Source organism: Microbulbifer sp. (genome assembly GCF_036563125.1).
Lineage (GTDB): Bacteria > Pseudomonadota > Gammaproteobacteria > Pseudomonadales > Cellvibrionaceae > Microbulbifer.
This window is the reverse complement of sequence record NZ_DATCMV010000068.1, coordinates 64196-85923: the sequence shown is the minus strand read 5'-3', so window position 1 is coordinate 85923 and position 21728 is coordinate 64196. Positions and strand designations below refer to the sequence as shown.

Annotated in this window: 17 protein-coding genes; 11 read left to right on the top strand and 6 right to left on the bottom strand. The window is 56.9% G+C overall.

The genetic code is table 11. From position 1 onward, the window contains the following. The 8 genes from VIL80_RS05815 to rpoS form a co-directional block, all read left to right on the top strand. On the top strand, positions 1-213 hold a 213-nt coding region (locus VIL80_RS05815; protein ID WP_332035203.1), incomplete at its 5' end, for an FtsB family cell division protein. Beyond that, positions 210-956: a 2-C-methyl-D-erythritol 4-phosphate cytidylyltransferase gene (gene ispD / locus VIL80_RS05810; protein ID WP_332035202.1), complete on the top strand. Its 747-nt coding sequence runs from the start codon at positions 210-212 to the stop codon at positions 954-956. The genes VIL80_RS05815 and ispD, both read left to right, overlap by 4 nt. Further along, the gene (gene ispF / locus VIL80_RS05805) at positions 953-1447 is read left to right on the top strand and encodes a 2-C-methyl-D-erythritol 2,4-cyclodiphosphate synthase (protein ID WP_332035201.1); all 495 of its coding nucleotides are present in this window, start codon (positions 953-955) and stop codon (positions 1445-1447) included. Before ispD ends, ispF begins: the two co-directional genes overlap by 4 nt. Beyond that, positions 1444-2433, top strand: coding sequence for a tRNA pseudouridine(13) synthase TruD (gene truD, locus VIL80_RS05800; protein ID WP_332035200.1), 990 nt, complete (start codon positions 1444-1446; stop codon positions 2431-2433). The genes ispF and truD overlap by 4 nt, the downstream gene beginning before the upstream one ends. Positions 2434-2541: 108 nt before the next feature. Further along, positions 2542-3213 carry a protein-L-isoaspartate(D-aspartate) O-methyltransferase gene (locus VIL80_RS05795; RefSeq protein ID WP_414684517.1) on the top strand — a complete coding sequence of 224 codons (672 nt, stop codon included), beginning with the start codon at positions 2542-2544 and terminating at the stop codon, positions 3211-3213. Then, complete coding sequence (locus tag VIL80_RS05790) at positions 3213-4172, top strand: DUF368 domain-containing protein (protein ID WP_332035198.1); 960 nt, start codon at positions 3213-3215, stop codon at positions 4170-4172. The genes VIL80_RS05795 and VIL80_RS05790 overlap by 1 nt, the downstream gene beginning before the upstream one ends. A 748-nt stretch (positions 4173-4920) precedes the next feature. Continuing rightward, complete coding sequence (locus VIL80_RS05780; RefSeq protein ID WP_332035204.1) at positions 4921-5223, top strand: peptidoglycan DD-metalloendopeptidase family protein; 303 nt, start codon at positions 4921-4923, stop codon at positions 5221-5223. A gap of 243 nt (positions 5224-5466) precedes the next feature. Then, positions 5467-6567: an RNA polymerase sigma factor RpoS gene (rpoS, locus tag VIL80_RS05775; protein ID WP_332035197.1), complete on the top strand. Its 1101-nt coding sequence runs from the start codon at positions 5467-5469 to the stop codon at positions 6565-6567. Between the two features lie 186 nt (positions 6568-6753). On the opposite strand, the gene VIL80_RS05770 is transcribed toward rpoS, so the two are convergent. The 3 genes from VIL80_RS05770 to VIL80_RS05760 all read right to left on the bottom strand — a co-directional run bounded on the left by VIL80_RS05770 (position 6754) and on the right by VIL80_RS05760 (position 10615). Further along, positions 6754-7080, bottom strand: coding sequence for a YdbL family probable chaperone protein (locus VIL80_RS05770; RefSeq protein ID WP_332035196.1), 327 nt, complete (start codon positions 7078-7080; stop codon positions 6754-6756). Positions 7081-7150: 70 nt separating this feature from the next. Next, positions 7151-7363 carry a YnbE family lipoprotein gene (locus tag VIL80_RS05765; RefSeq protein ID WP_332035195.1) on the bottom strand — a complete coding sequence of 71 codons (213 nt, stop codon included), beginning with the start codon at positions 7361-7363 and terminating at the stop codon, positions 7151-7153. 168 nt (positions 7364-7531) lie between these two features. Further along, on the bottom strand, positions 7532-10615 hold the full coding sequence (locus VIL80_RS05760; RefSeq protein WP_332035194.1) for an intermembrane phospholipid transport protein YdbH family protein: 3084 nt from the start codon (positions 10613-10615) through the stop codon (positions 7532-7534). Positions 10616-10786: 171 nt separating this feature from the next. Between VIL80_RS05760 and ggt the strand changes: the two genes are divergently transcribed. Further along, positions 10787-12523 carry a gamma-glutamyltransferase gene (gene ggt / locus VIL80_RS05755; RefSeq protein ID WP_332035193.1) on the top strand — a complete coding sequence of 579 codons (1737 nt, stop codon included), beginning with the start codon at positions 10787-10789 and terminating at the stop codon, positions 12521-12523. Between the two features lie 38 nt (positions 12524-12561). Further along, complete coding sequence (pepN, locus tag VIL80_RS05750) at positions 12562-15207, top strand: aminopeptidase N (protein WP_332035192.1); 2646 nt, start codon at positions 12562-12564, stop codon at positions 15205-15207. 74 nt (positions 15208-15281) lie between these two features. Here the strand turns inward: pepN and VIL80_RS05745 are convergent, their stop codons facing one another. Together VIL80_RS05745 and VIL80_RS05740 are read right to left on the bottom strand one after the other, a co-directional pair. Further along, positions 15282-15872 carry a histidine phosphatase family protein gene (locus VIL80_RS05745; protein WP_332035191.1) on the bottom strand — a complete coding sequence of 197 codons (591 nt, stop codon included), beginning with the start codon at positions 15870-15872 and terminating at the stop codon, positions 15282-15284. A gap of 125 nt (positions 15873-15997) precedes the next feature. Further along, complete coding sequence (locus VIL80_RS05740; RefSeq protein WP_332035190.1) at positions 15998-17620, bottom strand: carboxylesterase/lipase family protein; 1623 nt, start codon at positions 17618-17620, stop codon at positions 15998-16000. Positions 17621-18226: 606 nt separating this feature from the next. Between VIL80_RS05740 and VIL80_RS05735 the strand changes: the two genes are divergently transcribed. Next, positions 18227-19540, top strand: coding sequence for an MFS transporter (locus tag VIL80_RS05735; protein ID WP_332035189.1), 1314 nt, complete (start codon positions 18227-18229; stop codon positions 19538-19540). 114 nt (positions 19541-19654) lie between these two features. On the opposite strand, the gene VIL80_RS05730 is transcribed toward VIL80_RS05735, so the two are convergent. Continuing rightward, positions 19655-21688 (bottom strand): oxidoreductase, encoded by a 2034-nt coding sequence (locus VIL80_RS05730; protein WP_332035188.1) that lies wholly within the window; start codon positions 21686-21688, stop codon positions 19655-19657. Positions 21689-21728: the final 40 nt, after the last annotated feature.

Below are 21728 nucleotides of genomic sequence, written 5' to 3'. Positions count from 1 at the left end.
CAGCTTGCCGAGCAGCAGCATAAAAACACTGCGCTCGAGCGCGAGAACCGCCAACTACTGCGGGAAGTTCGCAGCCTCAAGGAAGGTACCGACGGCGTAGAAGCCAAAGCCCGCTACGATCTCGGCCTCATTAAAGAAGGCGAAACCCTGTTTATTTTTCTCGACCAGGACAAGCAAAAGACTCCTGAGCAGGCACAGCGAGAAAAAGAATGATCACCTCCGTAAACCCAGTTGAAAGCAATTACTGGGTCATCGTCCCCGCTGCCGGCTCCGGCAAGCGTATGGGGGCAGAAACTCCCAAACAGTACCTGCCGCTCAATGGCAACCCCCTGATTGCCCATACCCTGGAAAACATCCTGTCCTGGCCGGGTCTCGAGGGGGTCATCGTCGCCATTGCCGCCGATGACCGCGAGTTTTCAAGCATCGCTGCCGCGCAGGATCCGAGAGTGTTCACCGTTACTGGCGGGGCCGAACGAGCTGATTCCGTTCTCGCTGCGCTCGATTACCTCAGCGCGCGTGTGAATCCCGCAACCCCAGTGCTCGTACATGACGCCGCCAGGCCCCTGGTCGCCCTCGACGATATACAGAAATTGCTCGCCGCCGCGCCCATGGCACTGCTGGCGCAACCCGCCAGTGACACCATCAAACAGTCACAGCCGGGCGAAGGCGGTACCACAGTGGTTCGACAGACTCTGCCGAGAGACCAGATATGGCTCGCGCAGACACCGCAAAAAGCACCGCTTGGCCTGTTGCGCGACACCCTGATGCGGGGGCTCGAAAACAATCCGCTCGCGATCACCGATGAGGCCAGCGCACTGGAGCAGGCGGGTTATCACCCTGAACTGGTGGCCGCCTGCCGCAGCAACTTCAAAATCACCCATCCGGCCGACTTGATACTGGCGGAGGCCCTGTTGCAACACCGGGCTGGTGAACACTCTGCAGGAAAGAATGTATGAATTTGAGAATTGGCCAGGGCATTGACGTACACGCCTTTGGTCCCGGCGATCACGTAGTCCTCGGTGGCGTTGTCATTCCCCACGAGCAGGGCCTCGTCGCCCACTCCGATGGCGATGTACTGCTGCACGCGCTTGCCGATGCGCTATTGGGGGCGTTGGCACTGGGTGATATTGGCAAACACTTCCCCGACACCGATGATGCCTACTCCGGTGCCGACAGTCGTGTGCTGCTGCGTCACGTAATGAGCCTGATTCACCAGCGTGGCTACCGCCTGGTCAACGCCGATGCCACCCTCATCGCGCAGGCCCCGAAAATGGCGCCACACATCGACGCCATGCGGGAAAATATTGCCGAAGACTGTCAGGTAAGCGCCGACAGCATCAGTGTCAAAGCCACCACCAGTGAAAAACTCGGTTTTACCGGTCGCAAGGAAGGTATTGCCGCGCAGGCGGTAGTGCTGCTGGACCGAGCTGCAGGAAGTGCACCGTGAGCGAAAACAAACAGGACTGGAACCTCGACTGGCCCCGGGCTCTCGGCGGCGCCGCCATCACCGCAGACTTTCGCTCCGAGCCGGAAGACTTTGTGGTGGACGAACTCGCTGCGCCGCTGGAGGGCGAGGGTGAGCACGTCTATTTACATATCCGTAAACGCGGCGCCAACACCGGCTATGTTGCCCAGCAACTGGCGCAACTGGCCGGGGTGCAGAGCAACGATGTGGGCTTTTTTGGCCTCAAGGACCGCCATGCGGTGACTACCCAGTGGTTCAGTGTGTGGCTGGCGCAAAAGCCGGAGCCGGACTGGAAGCGGCTGGAAAATGAAGAAGTACAGGTGCTGCAGCACTTCCGCGGCCAGCGCAAGCTTCGTCGTGGCGAGCACCTGGGTAATCGCTTTGAGATCCGTCTGCGCAATGTGCAGGGTGACCGCGCTGCCGCTGAGGCGGTGCTGGAACGTATCGCAACCGGTGTCCCCAATTATTTTGGCGAGCAGCGTTTCGGCCATGAAGGTGGCAACCTGAATCTGGTAGAAACAATGCTGGCGGAGCAGGCGGCGGGAAAGCGCCGGCGCACGCCGCGCAACCAGAAGGCATTCGCCATGTCTGCCGCCCGCAGCTGGCTGTTCAATCAGGTACTGGCCCGCCGCATCGAACAGGGGAATTGGCAGGTTGCGCTGGAAGGTGAGCCGGAACCTATCCCCACAGGGCCACTTTGGGGGCGCGGCCGCAACCTGGCCGCCGACGCCCAGCTGAAACTTGAAAGCGAGGCCATGGAGCCCTGGAAACCCTGGTGTGACTGGCTTGAACACTGCGGGCTCAGCCAGGAGCGGCGCGGGCTGGTACTGCAGCCGGAGGGATTCCAGTACCTGTGGCAGGGCGACGATCTGACGGTCACTTTCGCCCTTCCCCCAGGTACGTTTGCTACTGCGCTACTGCGTGAAGTGGCTGAGCTGGTCAATCAGTCCGATCGCGCAATAAAATAAACGACAACAAAATGTGACCGGTGGCGCATTTGTGACCCCGGCCAGTCGCTGGATGTGCTGGGAATTTGGCATTTCAGTGAATTGCTTGCAGGGAGACAGTGCGTCCTTATGGATCGTTTGAGACACGAAGGTCTGGGTATGACATCCCAGCGTACCCGCAATCGCCTGATTCAGCGCTTGCGGGACGAAGGTATCAGCAGCGAGGAGGTGCTGGATGTGATGGCATCCACACCCCGTCACCTGTTTCTGGATGAGGCCCTGGCTCTCCGCGCCTACGAAGACACCGCCCTGCCCATCGGCTACGGCCAGACCATCTCCCAACCCTACATCGTCGCCCGCATGACCGAGCTTCTGATGAGTCGTGCTCGCTCGCGCGCCCGCGTGCTGGAAGTAGGTGCAGGGTCAGGGTACCAGACCGCTATTCTCGCCCGTCTGGTAGACAAGCTGTATTCCGTAGAGCGTATCGAACCGCTGCTCGCCAAGGCGCGTCAGCGAATGCGGGAGCTGGGGATCTTTAACGTGGAGATGCGTCTCAGCAGCGGTGGCTACGGCTGGCCGGAGCAGGGCCCTTACGACGCCATTCTCTGTGCTGCTGCGCCGGCGAGTGTTCCCGATGAACTCAGGGAACAGCTGGCACCGGGTGGGGTGCTGGTTATCCCGGTGGGAAGCGAGCGCCAGTTTCTGACCATCGTGACCCGCAGCGAAGACGGCAACCGGTTTGATGTGGAAAAGGCGGAGCCGGTGCGCTTCGTCCCCCTTTTGAGTGGAGTAGTGCGCTGATGTCTCTGGATTTGTTTCGCGGTCGCTATTGGGGTGTGGCTGCCCGCGGTGTTGCCATGGGGGCTGCAGATGTGGTGCCCGGTGTGTCCGGCGGAACCATTGCGTTTATCACCGGTATTTATCAGGAGCTGCTGGACTCACTCAGCCGTATCGGCCCGCATACACTGACCACCCTATGGAAACAGGGGGTTGCGGCGGCGTGGCGCCAGATCAACGGGAATTTTCTGTTGGCGCTGTTCGCCGGCATCCTGACCAGTATTTTCAGCCTCGCCAAGCTCATCAGTTTTTTGCTGCACGAGTATCCCATCGTAGTTTGGGCATTCTTTTTCGGTCTGATTCTCGCCTCGGTGGTGCCCATTGTCCGGCATATCCGAGACTGGCGGTGGCAGTGCTGGCTGGCTCTGGTACTGGGCGTGGCGCTGGCAATTCTGGTGAGTGAAATGCGGCCCACGGAAATAGCTGCGACACCCATCACGCTGTTCTTTTCCGGAGCTCTGGCGATCTGTGCGATGATCCTGCCCGGAATTTCCGGCTCCTTTATATTGCTGATGATCGGCATCTATCCGCAGGTGATTGCGGCCGTACATCAATTTCAGCTTAGTGCGCTCGCCTGGTTCGCTGCCGGTGCCGGCAGTGGCTTGCTGTTGTTTAGTCGCCTGCTGTCGTGGCTGATGCATCGCTTCCCTGGTGTGACCCTGTCATTTCTGGTGGGCATACTGCTTGGCAGCCTGAAAATTGTCTGGCCGTGGAAACTGGCCACCAGTGAAATGGCGGGGCTGAATGGTGAGAAACTCGCGCCGATGATGTCCAATGTATTGCCTGCAGAGTTTGCCAGTGTATCCGGCCAGCCCTCCCATTTTCTCGCGGCGGCAGTTGCGGCGGTGGCAGCGGTTATCCTGGTGCTCGCCATCGAATGGCTCAGCTGGCGACATGTAGGAAATGTCGTACAGGAAAAATGAGTCGAAGCTGACATTTGCGGAAGCTGCGGATTACCGCTGTATTTCCAGAACATGACAGGCGATTTCCCGGCGTAACTCCATGGCGTTACGCCGGAAAATTCCGGTGTTGATGGGCGAGGAAAGGTGCAGGTTTTTTTGCCCGCTAAGCGCATAAAATCCACGGTATTCTTTAGACACTTTTTCCATAAATGCACCCCTTTGATGTAAAAAGAGAATAATGAAACGGCGCCAATATCGACAGTTCAGCACAGGGAAAACTGGAATCTCGAAAGGAGAATTGCGCCAAATTTACTTTCTCCTGTGCCGGGTTCTAGGCCTTTTCATACTCTGTGCCGGCACAGTTTCCTGCGCCAGCAATTTTGCTCCCACCTCGACTCTGCAGCAGCCTCCGAGTCACAGAATTCAGCAGCACACCGTCAGCAAAGGGGAAACTCTTTACTCCATAGCCTGGAGATATGGTAAGGATTTCAAAGAGTTAGCTTCGTTAAACGGTATTTCTTCACCCTATCGGATATTTCCCGGACAGCGCTTGCAGCTCTCCGGAAGAGTGCCTGTAAAGGTGACTGCGAAGCCTGTCACGGTAGTAGAAAAGCCCCGTGTACCGGTCAAAAAAGCCGCGGTGAATACCAGGAAACCCGTATCGACTAGTACCCCAAAAACGTCAAATTCGGCCAAATCCACATCTGGCACGAAATGGCAGTGGCCAGTGCGAGGACGGGTGATAGCCACCTACCAGCCGGGTGACCCCTTGCGAAAGGGTGTTGATATCGCCGGTAAAAAGGGGGAATCTGTTCAGGCAGCGGCGGATGGCACAGTGATTTACGCCGGAAGCGCACTGAGAGGTTACGGTAAGCTTTTGATCATCAAGCACAGTGAGGAGTTCCTCAGTGCTTATGCCCACAACGACAAACTGCTTGTGGGTGAAGGTGCGAAGGTCAAGGCGGGGCAACGGATAGCGGAACTGGGTTCGAGTGGTACCGACCGCGATATGCTCCACTTCGAAATTCGCCGGAATGGTCAGCCGGTAGACCCCATGGCCTACCTACCGTGATTTGTCTGGTGTAAGAGGCGCAAGTACCTGCCTGCCAATACGCTGTTGTGCAATAAAAATGGATTTTTATTTATAACCACTTGAGGTAGTCACCGGGATCGGCATTAACTGCCCTGCAGTGACACTACTCACCATTGAGGGTGAGTTGCCGGGAACGGAGGCTGTCGCGTCTGACAGCGACCGGTTCAGCGATCGCAAGCTGTCGAAGCGGCTGATACAGGCAAAGTACAAGGAGTTGGGGAAATGGAAGCACAACGTCGTGATCATCTGGAATACGATACCAGGGCCGATCTCTCGATCGACTCGCTGGATAACGACGATTCCTATGATGAAACTCTGGAATTGGATGAAGACGATTCCTTATCCGAAGATGAAGAAGTAGAAACCAGCCGCCCACGGAGAAAGGCGGCCAAGAAAAGCTCCGAAACCATCTCACCTAGATCTATAACGAAAAGCCCTGCACCGAAAACCACCATCCGCAGGATGGATGACCCCCACGCAAACAAAAATCTTGACGCTACTCAGCTTTATCTCAACGAAATCGGTTTTTCTCCTCTGCTGACTGCGGAGGAAGAGGTTTACTACGCTCGCAAAGCCCTGCGTGGTGATGTGGCGGCGCGCAAGCGCATGATTGAAAGTAACCTGCGGCTAGTGGTAAAAATCGCCCGCCGCTATGTGAGCCGTGGCCTGGCGCTGCTGGATCTGATCGAAGAAGGCAATTTGGGTCTGATTCGCGCAGTAGAAAAATTTGATCCGGAACGTGGTTTCCGTTTCTCTACCTACGCCACCTGGTGGATTCGCCAGACCATTGAACGGGCCATCATGAACCAGACGCGCACCATCCGTCTGCCGATTCATGTGGTCAAGGAACTCAACGTTTATCTTCGCGCTTCCCGCGAACTGGCACAGAAGCTCGACCATGAGCCCTCTGCGGAGGAAATTGCCAACCTGCTGGAAAAACCGGTGGAAGACGTTGAGCGGATGCTCGGCCTCAATGAGCGTATCACTTCGGTAGATACACCCATTGGCCCTTCGTCCGAAAAGACTCTGGTGGATACCATTCCCGATCAGCACGAATCCGATCCCGCAGAATTGTTGCAGGATGAAGATCTGTTCGAAAGTATCAATCGCTGGTTGGGCGAACTGCCGGACAAGCAGTGTGAAGTGGTCTCCCGCCGCTTTGGTCTGCGCGGTTACGAAGCCAGCACCCTGGAAGAAGTCGGCCGTGAAATCGGCCTTACCCGTGAGCGCGTACGCCAGATTCAGGTGGATGCGCTGAAGCGCCTGCGCGAAGTAATGGAGAGCCAGGGGCTCGACGGTATGTCTCTCTTTGCCAATCTCTGATTTGTTTACAGGCGCGGACTGAATAATCGCTCCTCTAAACTATCGCTAGCCAAAACCCGCAACTTGCGTTGCGGGTTTTGTATTTCTGGGCTTGCTTCTGCAGCCTGCCTTGCCGGGCTTGGTATTTAAATTGGTACTTAAGTTAGCGCTTAAAAGGCAGCCGCTAGGGGGAAACCGCGAGCAGAATTATTTCTGCTGCCAGCGCCCCAAATTATCCTGATAATACTCTCCCTTGCTCAGGCGAGCTTCAAGCTTTTCCGCTGCGCGGGCGGCGACCTGGGCAATGTCGATATTGTTGCGCTGGGCAATGGCGGCGTATTCCTGCTTGCGCTTGCTATTAACTTCCGCCACCAGCTTCTCCAGCTCCGGGGAACTCTCCTGTACAACAGCGATATAACCGCTGTTGGCTTCGCCAACCAGGCCCTGAGATTGTGCTTCTTTGAGGGTGATCGCACTGGCCGGCAGGGCAATCAGCAGGGTCAGGGCCAGCAAGCCATTAAGCAGTTTTTTCATGGATGTAAATCCGGACATAGTCTGTTTTCCTTGTCTAAATCATTATGGGTAAGTCTATCGCCCACGGGCGTCAGAAAATCCCTTCCTTGTCTTCAAACAGGTCGTCGAGTTCCCTGTCTACTTTCACGCGAATTTCATGCTCAATCTTGACGTTGAGATTGACGGTTATCGGCTCATTGGGGGCTTGCACCGCTATCGTTGGCGTACAGGCTGCCATCAGGGCGCTCCCGGACAGCAGCGCGAGGCACACTGCCGCCTGTTTGAAAATTCCTGACTGCTTCACTGAATACTCCTTCGTTTCTCAGGTTTACACGTTTTTGTGTTTCAGTCTGGTTACCGCCGAGGTACCTGAGAGTTGTTGATGATTACTATAGATATTGTCCGATTAACCGTAACTGAACAGGCTTTGGCATACGCTCAAAACGGTGCTGAACTTGGGCAATGATGCGGTTTATTGCACCTGACGTTCCAGTACATCGGTGAGGTCACGACTGGCCTGCAGGGAGCGCAGCATCGACGGCACGTTGTTTTCCAAATTCAGGTTGATAATCAGGTCACGGTTGGCATCGATGGCCACGCTGCGCCCGGTCAGTTTCAGGTTCAGGGTAAGATCCCCGCTCAAGGGGTAACTCATGGTGCCAGAAATGTCCCGGTAGTTGTAATCCTCCAGTGCACCGGCGAGCAGTTTGAGCTGGGGGTTACTTCCGAGCATGCTGGGAGAAAAGGCGCCGTAATAGCGCAGCCTGCCGCCGGGTGGACGGGATTGCACTGTGCCATTATCGACGGTGATTCCCTGTCGGTCGGTAGTGAGTGGGATACTCGCGTCGAGCAGGCCGCTGGCAGCAAAATTGGTGGATTCCATTTCCTTCGCCAGGGCGCCGATTGAGAGTCCGGTGAACTGCAAGCGGGAGTGGCGTTCCTCACCTTCCAGGTTCCACACCAGTTTGTCGGCGGTGAGTGCCCCTTCCAGCAGCTCAGCGGAGAAACTACCCAGCGTCAGGTCTCCGTTGGCAGTCAGCGATAGCAAGAAATGCATATTGTTGACTGCCACGCCTGTGTCTAGCGACTTTACGGAAACCGGAACCGGATTCGCCGTTACCCATTTACCGGCGTCCTGCTGCAGGGCGACCTGTGCGTTGATGCCCACCGCAAAACTGTCATTGCGCTGGAGGGCGGTATCGGTAAACGTGAGCTGTAGTTGATCTTTTCCCGACGCAGGCCAGCTGAGGCTGGCCTCAGCCTGTAATTTTCCGCCGACGATATCTGCGGGCAGCCCATGCACGCTGCGGCCCAGGTTGCTTTTGGGGGAAAACTCCGTCTGTGGAAGCTCAAGCTTCAGACTGCCCTGGCCATTCTTCAGGTTGTGTCGCCAGGAGGCATGGAGCGTAACTTGCCCGCCACTGATGTCGCTGCGGCCACTGATCTGCTGATCCACAAACTGCCATTGCCCGCGGGTGGCAATATCGGCTTTGTATTGCTTCAGCGCGCGAATGTTCAGGCTGTCTGCGTGGAAACTTGCGGCGGCACGGAGCTTCATTGGTTGGTCAATGTGGTGAGTAACGCTCAGGTCTTCAACAAATACTACACCGCGTAGCTGATCTTCACCGATGCCCAGTGGGTCGAGGTTCACCGCCATTTGTGGAGCTTCGCAGGACAGTGTGCCATTTTGCAGCTGACACTTGGTCTGTTGTACAAAAAACTCAGGTTTGCCAATGGTGATATCTCCAGAGATTCCCTGGCCGGCACTCATGTTCAGTTCCCGCAGCGCGACGGACATTTTACCGGCTTCTGCAGAGGTAACCTGCGCTTCGGCGAGTGCGAGGTTGATGTTGCTCACGCTCGTGCTGGCTTTCGGCAGTATCAGTTCTGGTATTGTTGCCTTTAATTGCAGGGTGCAATTAATGGCGGGCAAACCGCGGCAGTGAAATTTTTCCAGCTCGCCTTGCAGCTCGGGTGATGTGCCATTTTTCTGACGGGGTTTAACCGCTTCCTGTACAGAAAAGGAAAGCCGGGAAAGCTCCAGATCCACCCTGCCGGGAAGTCGCATGGATGAAATCTTGATTGGCCCGCCGCCATTTAGCTTGATCAGAGGCTGTTGCCAGTTAACTGCCGCTAACGGATTGTCGTCTGCTGGCAGTTCCAGCTGAAATACCGCCTCGTCTTCCAGGGCAATTTCTGCGAGAACTTGACGGATCTCTGGTACTTCGATGCCACTCACAAGCCCATCGAAACCCGGGAGCGTAAACCCCCCGGCGAATGTCGCGGTTCCGTGCATTGCCGCCAGTGGAATTTGCCTGCGTAAATCTTGCCACTTGTGCGACTGCCAAAGTGGCGACACTTCGTCCAGCTTTGTCTGTCCGCGGAATTGTACGCGCGGAATACTGTTCTCTGTGGCCAGTACGAAATTACTGGTCAGTAGGGGAGTTACTATCGGGACATGCTCTGGTTCAGATCTGCGGCCGATACGGAGCTCCAATGCTCCCACTACAGATCCCACAGACAGAGGGGTAACTGCGTGGATAAGCAGTTTGACCGGCTGTGGGGTGGTGATTTCAGCTGTGAGTGGGAGACCGGTAATCTCCTCCGGTAACGTCGCGGCAAGTGCACGGGTTTCCATATCCACAGTGATATTGCGCAGGTCTCCTGCGCCGGTAAACTGGTCCGGGATTTCGCCGCGGATTTTCAAATCCAGAGTTCCGTGCAGTGATTGCACAATATCGATCCAGACCTCCGGCTTGTTACTGTTGATCCCAATCTGCTGTATCAGCGTTCGCAGTTGTCCGGTGGCTAACTCCAGATGACTGTCAAATTTCCATTCTGCCGGGTGGTCTTCGTGATCTGTTTCTGTTGCCGGCGCCAATAGTGTATCCAGTCGTGCTATGGATAGCTCTGCGTGCACTAGTTTCAACGTTGCCCTTGGCAGAGACTCCTCATTCTCGATTCCCAGCTCCAGGCGGCACTCACCACAGCGATTGCTGCGCAGTTCAGCATTGATCCTGTGTTCGGGAGATTGCAGCGCAGAAAATGAAAGCGCGTCATCGATCCGGTTGGGCCAGCTAATGTGTCGGACTTCCAGTTTGCGTACTGGTAGATTGCGCAGGCCTTGCAGCGTCTTCCCGAGCGCGAGACCGGTAGCACCATCAGGTCGCCTGGTGTTGCCAATTTCCGGGGGGCGGGCGTTTGCTTTCGGATCTCCCTGTGCCGGCTCAGGAACGGTATTGTCGCCGGCAACGTTACCGGTATCGGTGATCGATTCGGGTGATGAGACGAGACTCAGGTATTCGACGATCACCTCAGACGCCGGCGGGGATTGCGTTCTGGTGCTCAGCAACTTGCGCAGCAGGGTGGGAACGTGACTCACCGATATGCCGCTCAGTTCGAAAGAAAATCGGTCGCGGGTCTCCAGGCGCAGGTGCTCAATTTGTGCGCTGATCCCCTGTTCTGTGCGGACAAGTTCCAGCCCCTGTATTTCCGCCAGGTGTAGGCCATCCAGTGGGCGGTTGATCACTGCCGGTAACCAAGCATGTCTCGCCATCCAGCCGCCAACCGCGACTAGCAGGAGAAGTACCATGGAGCCTGTAATGATTTTCAGGGCGCGGGGGGCAAATCGCACGAAAACCTCGGTTGACCGACTTGAGAATCCACTTCTAAATGTAGAGACTAACTCGTGAGAATAACGACAGGGGCAAAAATTGTGAAATTTGGAATGACAGATATACGCGGGAAAGCCAGGCAGGTCCGGGGGGTACTGGCGATGACCGCGGTTTCATTGCTGGGCACTCTGTCACTGGTGAATAGCGTTCATGCCTATGACCGCATCAATGGTGAAGGGTTCGCCAGCCGTTCGCCAGTACTTGCCACTCAGGGCATGGCCGCTACCAGCCAGCCGCTGGCGACCCAGGTGGCGCTGGATATCCTGAAGAAAGGTGGCAGTGCGGTAGACGCCGCCATTGCGGCAAACGCGGTCCAGGGACTGATGGAGCCGACGGGCAATGGAATTGGCGGGGATCTGTTCGCCATCGTCTGGAGCGCCAAGGACAAGAAGCTGCACGGTTTGAACGCCAGTGGGCGCTCGCCGAAATCGCTGCCATTCCGTTATTTCGCCGACAATAATCTGGACAAGATCCCGGCCCATGGTCCCTTGCCCGTATCCGTACCGGGCGCGGTGGACGGCTGGTTTGAACTGCACCAAAAATTTGGTCGCTTGCCGATGAAAGAGCTGCTGGCTCCGGCGATCCAGTATGCCAATGACGGCTTTCCGGTGACTCAGCTGGTGGCCTATTACTGGAATCGCTCGGTGCCGGTGCTGGAGAAATACCCGGGCTTCCGTGAAACCTACATGCCCGATGGTCGTGCGCCGCAGGAGGGGGAAATCTTCCGCAATCCGCGACTGGCGAAAACCCTGCAGAAAATCGCAGACGGCGGTCGCGACGCCTTCTATAAAGGGGATATCGCTCAGGAGATAGACCGCTATATGAAGGCCAATGGCGGTTTCCTTTCCTTTGAGGATCTGGCCGGCCACCAATCGGACTGGGTGGAACCGGTGTCCACCAACTACCGCGGCTACGACGTGTGGGAGCTGCCGCCCAATGGCCAGGGTATTGCGGCGCTGCAGATCCTCAATATTCTCGAGGGCTACGACCTGGCGAAGCTGGGGCGCCTGAGCCCTGAGTATGTACACCTGTTTACCGAGGCGAAAAAGCTCGCGTTTGAGGATCGCGCCAAATATTACGCGGATCCCGCCTTCAACGATTTGCCGGTAAAAGAACTCATCTCGAAATCCTATGCGGATAAACGCCGCAAGCTGATCAACCGAGACAAGGCCGCCAAGCGTTACGATGCCGGTACCGTCGCCCTGCGCCATGGGGATACCATCTACCTCACCACCGCGGACAGGGATGGCAATATGGTGTCGCTCATCCAGAGCAACTATCGCGGTATGGGCTCGGGTATGACACCCGGTGAACTGGGCTTTATTCTGCAGGATCGCGGGGAGATGTTCAGTCTGAAAGAAGGCCATTTCAACCAGTACCAGCCGGGCAAGCGCCCATTCCACACCATCATTCCCGCCTTTGTGACCAAAGATGGCAAACCCTGGCTCAGCTTCGGGGTTATGGGGGGCGCCACGCAGCCGCAGATGCACGCGCAGGTGATTATCAACATGGTGGACTTCGGCCTGAACGTTCAGGAGGCGGGCGACGCGGCGCGTATCCTGCACACCGGCTCCAGTCAGCCCACCGATGAGCTGATGGAAGATGGCGGCTACCTCAGCCTCGAAGATGGTTTCCCGATGGAAACCCGGCGCGAGCTGGTACAGATGGGGCATCAGGTACGCTTTGAAAGCGGCCCGTATGGTGGCTACCAGGCCATCCTGAAAGACAAAAATGGTGTGTATCACGGTGCGTCCGAAAGCCGCAAGGACGGGCAAGCCGCCGGCTATTGATCAAAGCGCCGACCAATTTCTGAAAGAGATAGTAGTGAATGAAAGATTCCCAAGCGCGTACGATTTACCTCAAGGATTACCAGGCACCGGATTATCTGGTAGACCACACGGATCTCAGTTTTGAACTCGACCCGCATGCCACGCTGGTGAAATCCAGGCTAAAAATCCGGCGCAATCCGGCAGTGGCTCAGGCGAACGAAACTCTGCCACCGTTGTGGCTCGATGGCGTGGATCTCGAACTGCTTTCTGTTTCCGTAAATGGCGAGCTTCTCCCTGTACAGCGCTACGAGCAACGGGCCGGCGGACTTTCTGTCAGCATAGACACACCCGAGTTCGAGCTGGAAGTGGAGACACGCATCGCGCCAGAGGCCAATACGTCTCTGGAGGGACTGTATCTCTCCAATGGAATGTACTGCACCCAGTGTGAGGCGGAGGGATTCCGCAAAATCACTTTCTATCCGGATCGCCCGGACGTGATGTCGGTTTTCACCACCACCATTATTGCGCCCGCTACTTATCCCGTGCTGCTTTCCAATGGCAACAAGCTCGACAGCGGTATCACCGAGGACGGGCGTCTTAGCGTGACCTGGGAAGATCCTTTCGCCAAGCCGTCCTACCTGTTTGCGCTGGTGGCCGGGGATCTGCAGCATGTAGAAGACAGCTTCACCACCTGTAGTGGCCGCGAAGTAAAGCTGCAGCTGTTCACCGAAGCGCGCAATATCGGCAAGTGCGCCCATGCCATGACATCCCTCAAGCACTCCATGCGCTGGGACGAAGAGGTGTACGGCCGGGAATACGATCTGGACATTTTCATGATCGTCGCGGTGGATCACTTCAATATGGGGGCGATGGAAAACAAGGGGCTGAATATATTCAACTCTGCCTGTGTCCTCGCCAGCCCGGAAACCGCCACCGACGCGGCGTTTCAGCGTATCGAATCCATTGTCGCGCACGAGTATTTCCACAACTGGTCCGGCAACCGGGTGACCTGTCGCGACTGGTTCCAACTCAGCCTGAAAGAGGGCTTTACGGTCTTCCGCGATGCGGAATTCTCAGCGGATATGAACTCCCGGGCGGTAAAGCGTATCGAAGACGTGACCCTGCTGCGCACCTCCCAGTTTGCCGAGGATGCGGGTCCCATGTCCCATCCGGTGCGACCGGATTCCTATATGGAAATTTCCAATTTCTACACCCTTACCGTGTACGAAAAAGGCGCGGAAGTGGTGCGGATGATTCACACCATCATGGGACCGGAGGCATTTCGTCGCGGCAGCGATCTGTATTTTGACCGCCACGACGGCTGTGCGGTGACCTGCGAGGATTTCGTGGCGGCGATGGAGGACGCCAACGGAGCGGACCTGAAGCAGTTCCGCCGCTGGTACAGTCAGGCGGGCACACCGGTGCTCGATGTGGAGGATGGCTACGATGAGGCGCTCGGGGAATACTCCCTGACCATTCGCCAGCAAACCCCGGAGACCCCGGGGCAGAAAGACAAGCTGCCCCTGCATATTCCGGTAACGATTGGCCTGCTGGCAGAAGACGGCAGGCCACTGCCGCTTGACGCCTCCGGGCAGACGGAAGCGGTGCTGCATCTCACCGAGGCGAGCCAGACCTTTACCTTCTCCGGCATCGCATCCCGTCCACTACCATCGCTGCTGCGCGGATTTTCGGCGCCGGTAAAACTGCGCTACGACTATTCCAGTGCACAGCTACAGTTCCTGATGCAGCACGATACCGATTCGTTCAATCGCTGGGACGCCTGCCAGCGCCTGTCGCTGAACAGCCTGCAGTCGTTGCAGCAGCAGTATCGGGCTGGTGAAGCACTGCAGCAGCCAACGGCGTTGATCGAAGGCTACGCAGCAGTACTGGATGACGAGACCCTGGACCCGGCACTGGTGGCAAAAATGCTGGCTCTTCCCAGTGCCCAGGAACTCGCGGAGCAGGGCGGGGAAATTGACGCTGCCGCGATCATCGTTGCGCGTACTTTTGCCCGCGACGCTATTGCGGCGGCACTGGCGGAGCGATTCCTCTCCCGCTATCGCGCACTGGAACAGCACAAACCCTATAGCCCCACGGCGGAGGATATTGCCGAGCGCAGCCTGAAAAATACCTGTCTCTCCTATCTGTGTGCGGCGGGCAGTGCCGAGGCACTGGCGCTGGCCAAGGTGCAGTTTGAGCGCGGAGAAAACATGACGGACGCCGCCGCGGCACTGGCAGCACTGGTGGAGTTTGGCACCGAAGCGCAGGCAGAGGAATTCCTGGAGGCGTTTTATCAGCAGTGGCAGCAGGACACCCAGGTGGTGGAAACCTGGTTTGGCCTGCAGAGTGGCAGTGCCAAGTACGGTACTCTGGAGAGAGTACAGAAGCTGATTGCACATCCGGCGTTTGAAGTGAAAAACCCCAACAAGGTGCGTGCAGTGATCGCTGGTTACACCATGCGTAACTTCACCCAGTTCCACCGGGAAGATGGCACTGGCTACATTTTCCTCGCGGATCAGGTCATCGCGCTGGACAAGCTCAACCCGCAGATTGCCGCGCGTCTCGTTACCCCCCTGACGCGCTGGAAAAAATATCGAGCACAGGAATCCGCGCAGATTCATGCAGCACTGCAAAAAATCTCTGACAGTGGCGAGCTGTCGCGGGATTTGTATGAAGTGGTCAGCAAAAGTCTCGAACAGGATTGATGGTGCTGGCAGGTGGGGGTGATGAATAATCACAACCAGTAACGCAGAGCGGGGCCTTCGGGCCCCGCTCTGCGTTACTGGATCAGACTGCCGATATTTGTTTCTTGCCCCAGCTGCACGAGATGCAATTTTCCATCGTCGATAGCCAGGTGGGTCTGCGAGGCATAGTCCGGGTAAAATTGCACTACCTGCAGATCATTGCGGATTGCCGCCACCACCGAATTGATCACCATAAAGTGGCAGAAAACCAGAGTGGTGTGGAACCTTCCTTCGTCCCTGGTTGACGCTAACTGCAGCAGATAATCGGTGATGTCCTCACGCCAATTTCCTTGCGCCGGTGAGAGAGTATCCCAGCGGCTTTTGAGCAGTGTGCGAATCCATTGACCGCGCTCTGCCAGCGGCATGCCCTCGGGAGAGGGGATCTCAATGACGTTGTGTTGTTCGTCCACCCGGGCCTGCCAGCGCCCGGCCACAGGGATGGCGGTTTGGCGTGCGCGTGTTTTCGGGCTGCTCACCAGTCGTACGCCTTCGCCCCCCGGAAACTGTCGGTCCAGATCGTCGGCCAGGGTTTCCGCTTGTCGCTGGCCGAGTGGCGTGAGGCCGGGATCGGCGTCGGTGGGTGACTTCGCGGCTTCGCCGTGGCGAATCAACAATATCTGGTGCAAATCATCTGCCTCTCATCATGGGGTGTCGTCGGCCTGTCGGCCGCCAATCCAGTCACGCATTCTAACGTTATTTGAAAGCCACAGTCCGTGGCGAGAGCGTCGACGATTTGATCCATGATCAGGGTCTATAGAAAGCCGCGGAGATTCCTGTCATCCAGAATTTCCCACACCTGCTGCAGCGCACGTGTATCCACTGGGTTAGTGTCAGGATTGCCAAAACAGCGGCTGTGGCCCTGGTCAAAACCCGGCCAGTCGCCACCGGGATTCCCGCTTTCGGCGAAACTCAACCAGGCATTGCGCATGGATTCGCTGAGAGAGTGCGGTTCCTGCTCCCCGCCGTAGAGGTGCTGAAGGGAAGGATCGCCGTGGGTGCCGAATACGTACCCCAACTCCGAAGCGTGGCAGGCACCGAGCATGGGCTGGGCGCTCAGGGGGTGCGCAAAATGATAGTGAAAGCGCTTGCCGGTATGGGCCTGCAGCAGGCGAAGGCCGGGCACGGTAAACGTCATATCGGTGAGCATCAGGTTCCAGGCGCGACTCCACAGCGGCCACGGACTTTCCGTCAGGGATTCCGCCTGCTGCCGATAGTGATCCAGCAGCGGTTGAATCCAATTATCCGGCAACAGACGGCGCAGATGGTGGCGAATCTGTTGCTCATCCAGTGTCAGGGTTTCCGGGCGCGCCGCGCTGAACAGATTCCATTCATCCCGGTTGCTGCCCACCATGATGGCGACGCTGGAACCGGCACCGTTGCGTATGGCATCTATGGGCGGACGGGTAATCAGTTCGCTGTCCAACACCGGTTTGAACGGGAGGTGCCCCCAGTGCTGATTTGTTTCCGGGTCATTCAATAGTATTTCCTGGGCCTTGAGTAGTTCCCGGGTGGTGGGAGGACGGCTTAGCGGTGCGCCTTCGCGCAGTGAGGACAAGATCTCGCAGAATTTATCCGCCATCGCTGAGGCCTTTTCCCGGTGACTGTAAACACCGGGATTGCCACTTTGTACGATCGCCTTGTGAAAGAGCCTGCCCGCAAGAGGTTCGCTGTTCTCGTCCAGTGCGGCAAACAGACCGGCGATACTCATGGCGCCAGCGGATTCGCCGAAAAGAGTAATGTTGTCGGGATCACCGCCAAATGCTGCAATATTTTTCTGTACCCAGCGTAACGCGGCGATCTGGTCGAGAATGCCTTCATTACCGGTTGCGGGAATGTCGCTGATATCTTTGAGGCGCAAAAAGCCCAGTGCGCCCAATCGGTAATTAATCGTGACCACGATTGCGCGACCGCTGCCAGCGAGGTGCTGGCCATCGTACAGGGGCTGACAGCCCGACCCCAGGTAAAAGGAACCACCGTGAACCCATACCATTACCGGTAATCGAGAGTGTTCCGGATAAACGGGAGCATGGATATTCAGGTAAAGGCAATCCTCATTGTCCGGCTCCTCGCTATTCGGTCCGCGGATCTCAAACAGTAGGTTGGGATTTTGCGGGGCGGGCATGGCGAAGCGGGTGGCATCCCTTACTCCGTTCCACGGCGATGGTGGACGGGGAGGGCACCAGCGCAATGCGCCAACAGGGGCTTCTGCGTAGGGAATGCCGAGAAACTGCCGTACTTGCCCTGTGGTGCCACCCACACCGCTGGCGTTAACCGTAGTAATTCTGCCCTTTAGAATTCCGCAGTCCGTCTCAATGAGCAGCGTATTTTCACGGGCTTTACTATCGTTATTGTCTCGATTTTTGGTGTCGGACATGGCACAGCGCTTCCTTCTTCTCGGGCTTTTCAAGCGGGATTTCTCGGGCAATCCCGCACGGGATTCATCATTCAGTATAGAAGTTGTCATATCGGTGGAGGCTAAGTACTTCTATGACCAAATTATTTCCATGCGAAAAAATGCGAAAAACCCGTTAAATAGCGGTTGCGTAGTGCATTAAGTCGGATATGATGGATGCCTTGTTATCAATCATTCAATAGATTGCTGTTCACCGGGTAGCGACAAATATTCGGGAACAACAATGGAAACTATTCGGCATTACCGAGTACCGATTCAAATGAACGTTCAGATAAAGCGCGCTAATCTTTCAGGTCTTCGATGGCAGCAGGTATTGCTGGCACTGACTGCCTGTGTGCGCTTCTGCATGTCTCACTCCTCCAAACGCGTCTCAACCAAGGCTGGCTCCGCTTTGTCTGAAGTGATTGCTGTTTCTGCGCAAGTGCTAGCTGAAAACCTGCGTAAGTGCCTGGTCGTTTCCATGCATTGCTCCGCAGTAGTCATTCGAGTGCGTAGCATGATTACCTGACAGATTACCAAATTGTGTGTTCTGGAGGGTTTCATCAAGACCCTCCAGGAAAAACCCGGATGGTCGTGGCCTCCGGGTTTTTTTTTGCCGTCAACGTGGGAGAAATCGGCATGGACAGGCAGTGGTGGCAATCGCTTTATGGCTTACCGCCTTTGATATGGATTGTTCTTATAGGCAGCTTTTTCGGGCGTGGCACCTACTTTATGGTGTGGCCGTTTCTGGCGATTTTACTGCACGAAAAATTTGCACTGGGTCCGGCAAATATCGGTCTCATTCTCAGTGTGTCTGCGATGGTCGCAACCCTGCTCGGGTTCTATGCGGGTACCCTGTCCGATCGCTACGGTCGGCGTAACCTCCTGATTTTGGGTACGGCGATCAATACCTGTGCCTTTGCTCTGCTTGCACTGGCGGAATCGCTATCGGCATTTATTGTCTCGATTACCCTCTGTTCCATCGGTCGTGCGATCTGGGAGGCGCCGGCCAGCGCATTGTTTGGTGATCTGATTCCGGAACAGAGATGCCGCGAACTGGCGCTGCAGTTCCGTTATTTCCTGGTTAATGTGGGTGCGGCCCTTGGTCCGATCGTCGGGGTCTGGGCGGGTTTGAGTGCGCAACAGTCTACCTTCGGCCTTACGGCGGTGAGCTATCTGTTTCTGTGTCTCGGGTTTGTGTGGGCATTCCGTTATACAACGTCCGGATTAGCGGCGAGAGCCAGGCGGAATCCGGCAACCAGCTTTCGGGCGACGGTGCGGGTGTTACAGCAGGATAGGGCGTTTCTGATTGTGGTATTGGCCAATATCCTCACCCTGTTTATCTACGCACATATGGATTCGAGCTTGGTGCAGTATCTTACTCAGGCCAGTGCCCCGGGGCTGATACAGCTGATCTCCAGTATGATCCTGGTCAATGCCACGACCATTATCCTGCTTCAGTTTCCATTGCTGAAATTGCTGGGCGGATTGAGTGTGAACGTTCGCATCGTGATGGGTGTTTTTATTCTGGCGGCGGGGCAGGTGTGGTTCGCGATTAATCCGATCCACTGGTTTTATGGCTGGCTGGGAGCCGCTTTTGTGGTGAGTGTTGCGGAAACCATTTTGTTCCCGACAATGAGCATCCAGGTAGATCGAATGGCTCCCGATCATTTGCGGGGAAGTTATTTTGGCGCTACTTCGTTTTATACCTTCGGGTGGTCAAGTGCACCACTGGTGGGAGGCTTTGTGATTGAGTGGCTGGGCGGATCCGCACTCTACTGGGGAATGTTCCTGCTGTGCGGTGTAGTGCTGTATCTGTATCGAGTCAGTAGTCAATTCCAGAGCGCGTCTGTACCGGCAGCAGTGCCAGCCAATGCAGGAGAGGAAGCGGCGAACACATAGCTGCAGACGTAGTAAAGCGCTGGCCGATTTTTTTCTGGGTTGCTTGCAGCCTAGTTCGAAACCACTGGATGAGCAGGAAGCCCTGTGGGCATCCTGCTCATCCAGTTAGTCGCGTTACAGGCCGGCCGCGAGGCGGGAGCCCTGGTCAATAGCGCGTTTGGCATCCAGCTCTGCGGCTTCAAACGCACCACCGATCAGGTGGCTGGATTGACCCTTTGCCTGCAGGGCATCGTGCAGTGCACGCAGCGGTTCCTGGCCGGCACAGATGATCACATTGTCAACGTCGAGAACCTTCTGTTCGTCACCCACGCGGATGTGCAGGCCCAGGTCGTCGATCTTCTCGTAGCTGACCCCCGCCAGGTTCTGCACCTTGCGATGCTTGAGGCTGGTGCGGTGAATCCAGCCGGTGGTCTTACCGAGGCCGGCACCAACTTTGGACGCCTTGCGCTGCAGCAGGAAAATCTGGCGCGGGCTGGTCACCGGCAGTTGCGGTTTCAGACCGGCGCGGTGTTCCAGCTCAATGTCCACGCCCCACTCGTCGAAGAACTCTTGCTTGCTGCTGGCGATCAGTTCGCTGGTGTGCTCCTCACTGTGAGTGAGGTATTCCGCCACATCGAAGCCGATACCGCCGGCGCCAATAATGGCTACGGTTTTGCCCACTGGCTTTTTGTATTTCAGCACGTCCAGGTAGGTGAGAACCTTGGCGTGGTCGATGCCGTCGATCGGCGGAGTGCGCGGGGAAATTCCGGTGGCGATGATGACCTCATCAAAGCCTTCCAGGTTTTCCTCGGTAGCGATGGTGTTAAGGCGAACTTCCACACCGGTGACTTCCAGGCGGCGTTTGAAGTAGCGCAGGGTTTCTTCAAATTCGGCCTTGCCCGGAATCTGTTTGGCGATATTGAACTGGCCGCCCACCTTGTCGCCCGCTTCGAACAGGGTGACATGGTGGCCGCGCTCTGCGGCGACGGTGGAGGCGGCGAGGCCTGCAGGGCCGGCACCTACCACCGCGATTTTTTTCGCGGTTGCTACCGGCAGGTAATTCAGCTCGGTCTCGTGGCAGGCGCGGGGGTTTACCAGGCAGGAGGTCAGCTTCATCTCGAAGGTGTGGTCCAGGCAGGCCTGGTTACAGCCGATACAGGTGTTGATTTCGTCTGCGCGGTTTTCCGCCGCCTTGTTGACGAAATCTGCATCCGCGAGGAACGGGCGCGCCATGGAAATCATGTCCGCCTGGCCGGCGGCCAGTACGTCTTCACCTACCTGCGGCATATTGATGCGGTTGCTGGTGATGACCGGCACGCTCAGGTGCTGCTTCACCTTGGCGGTGATGTCACTGAACGCAGCGCGCGGCACGCTGGTGGCGATGGTGGGTACCCGCGCCTCGTGCCAGCCGATACCGGTGTTGATAATGGTGGCACCGGCCTTTTCGATGGCCTGGCCCAGGGCGACGACTTCTTCAAAGTCGCTGCCGCCTTCCACCAGGTCCAGCATGGACAGGCGGTAGATGATGATGAAGTCCTCGCCCACGGCCTGGCGGATACGGCTGACGATCTCGATCGGCAGGCGGGTGCGGTTTTCAAAGCTGCCACCCCAGCGGTCGTCGCGATGGTTGGTGCGTGCGGCGATGAATTGGTTGATGAAGTAGCCCTCGGAACCCATCACCTCGACGCCGTCGTAACCGGCCTCACGGGCCAGCGTGGCGCAGCGCACATAGTCTTCGATCTGCTGTTCCACTTCCGCGTCGCTGAGTTCGCGTGGGGTGAACGGGTTGATCGGTGCCTGGATGGCGGAGGGAGCTACCAGATTGGGGTTATAGGCGTAGCGGCCGGCGTGCAGAATCTGCATACAGATCTTGCCGCCTTCCTTGTGCACCGCATCGGTAATGGCGCGGTGCTCCGCGGCTTCTTCCGCCGTGGTCATCTTTGACGATCCCTGGAAAACCCCGCCTTCCTCGTTCGGTGCGATGCCACCGGTAACGATCAGGCCCACGCCACCTCGTGCGCGCTCACCATAAAAGGCCGCCAGCCGCGCAAAGCCACCGGGATGCTCCTCCAGGTTGGTGTGCATGGAGCCCATCAGTACGCGGTTCTTCAGGGTCGTGAAGCCCAGGTCAAGCGGGGCGAGCAGGTTTGGGTAAGGCTGCTGTGACATGGTGGTCATTCTCATATTGTATGGCGCCCGTTCTCGTTCA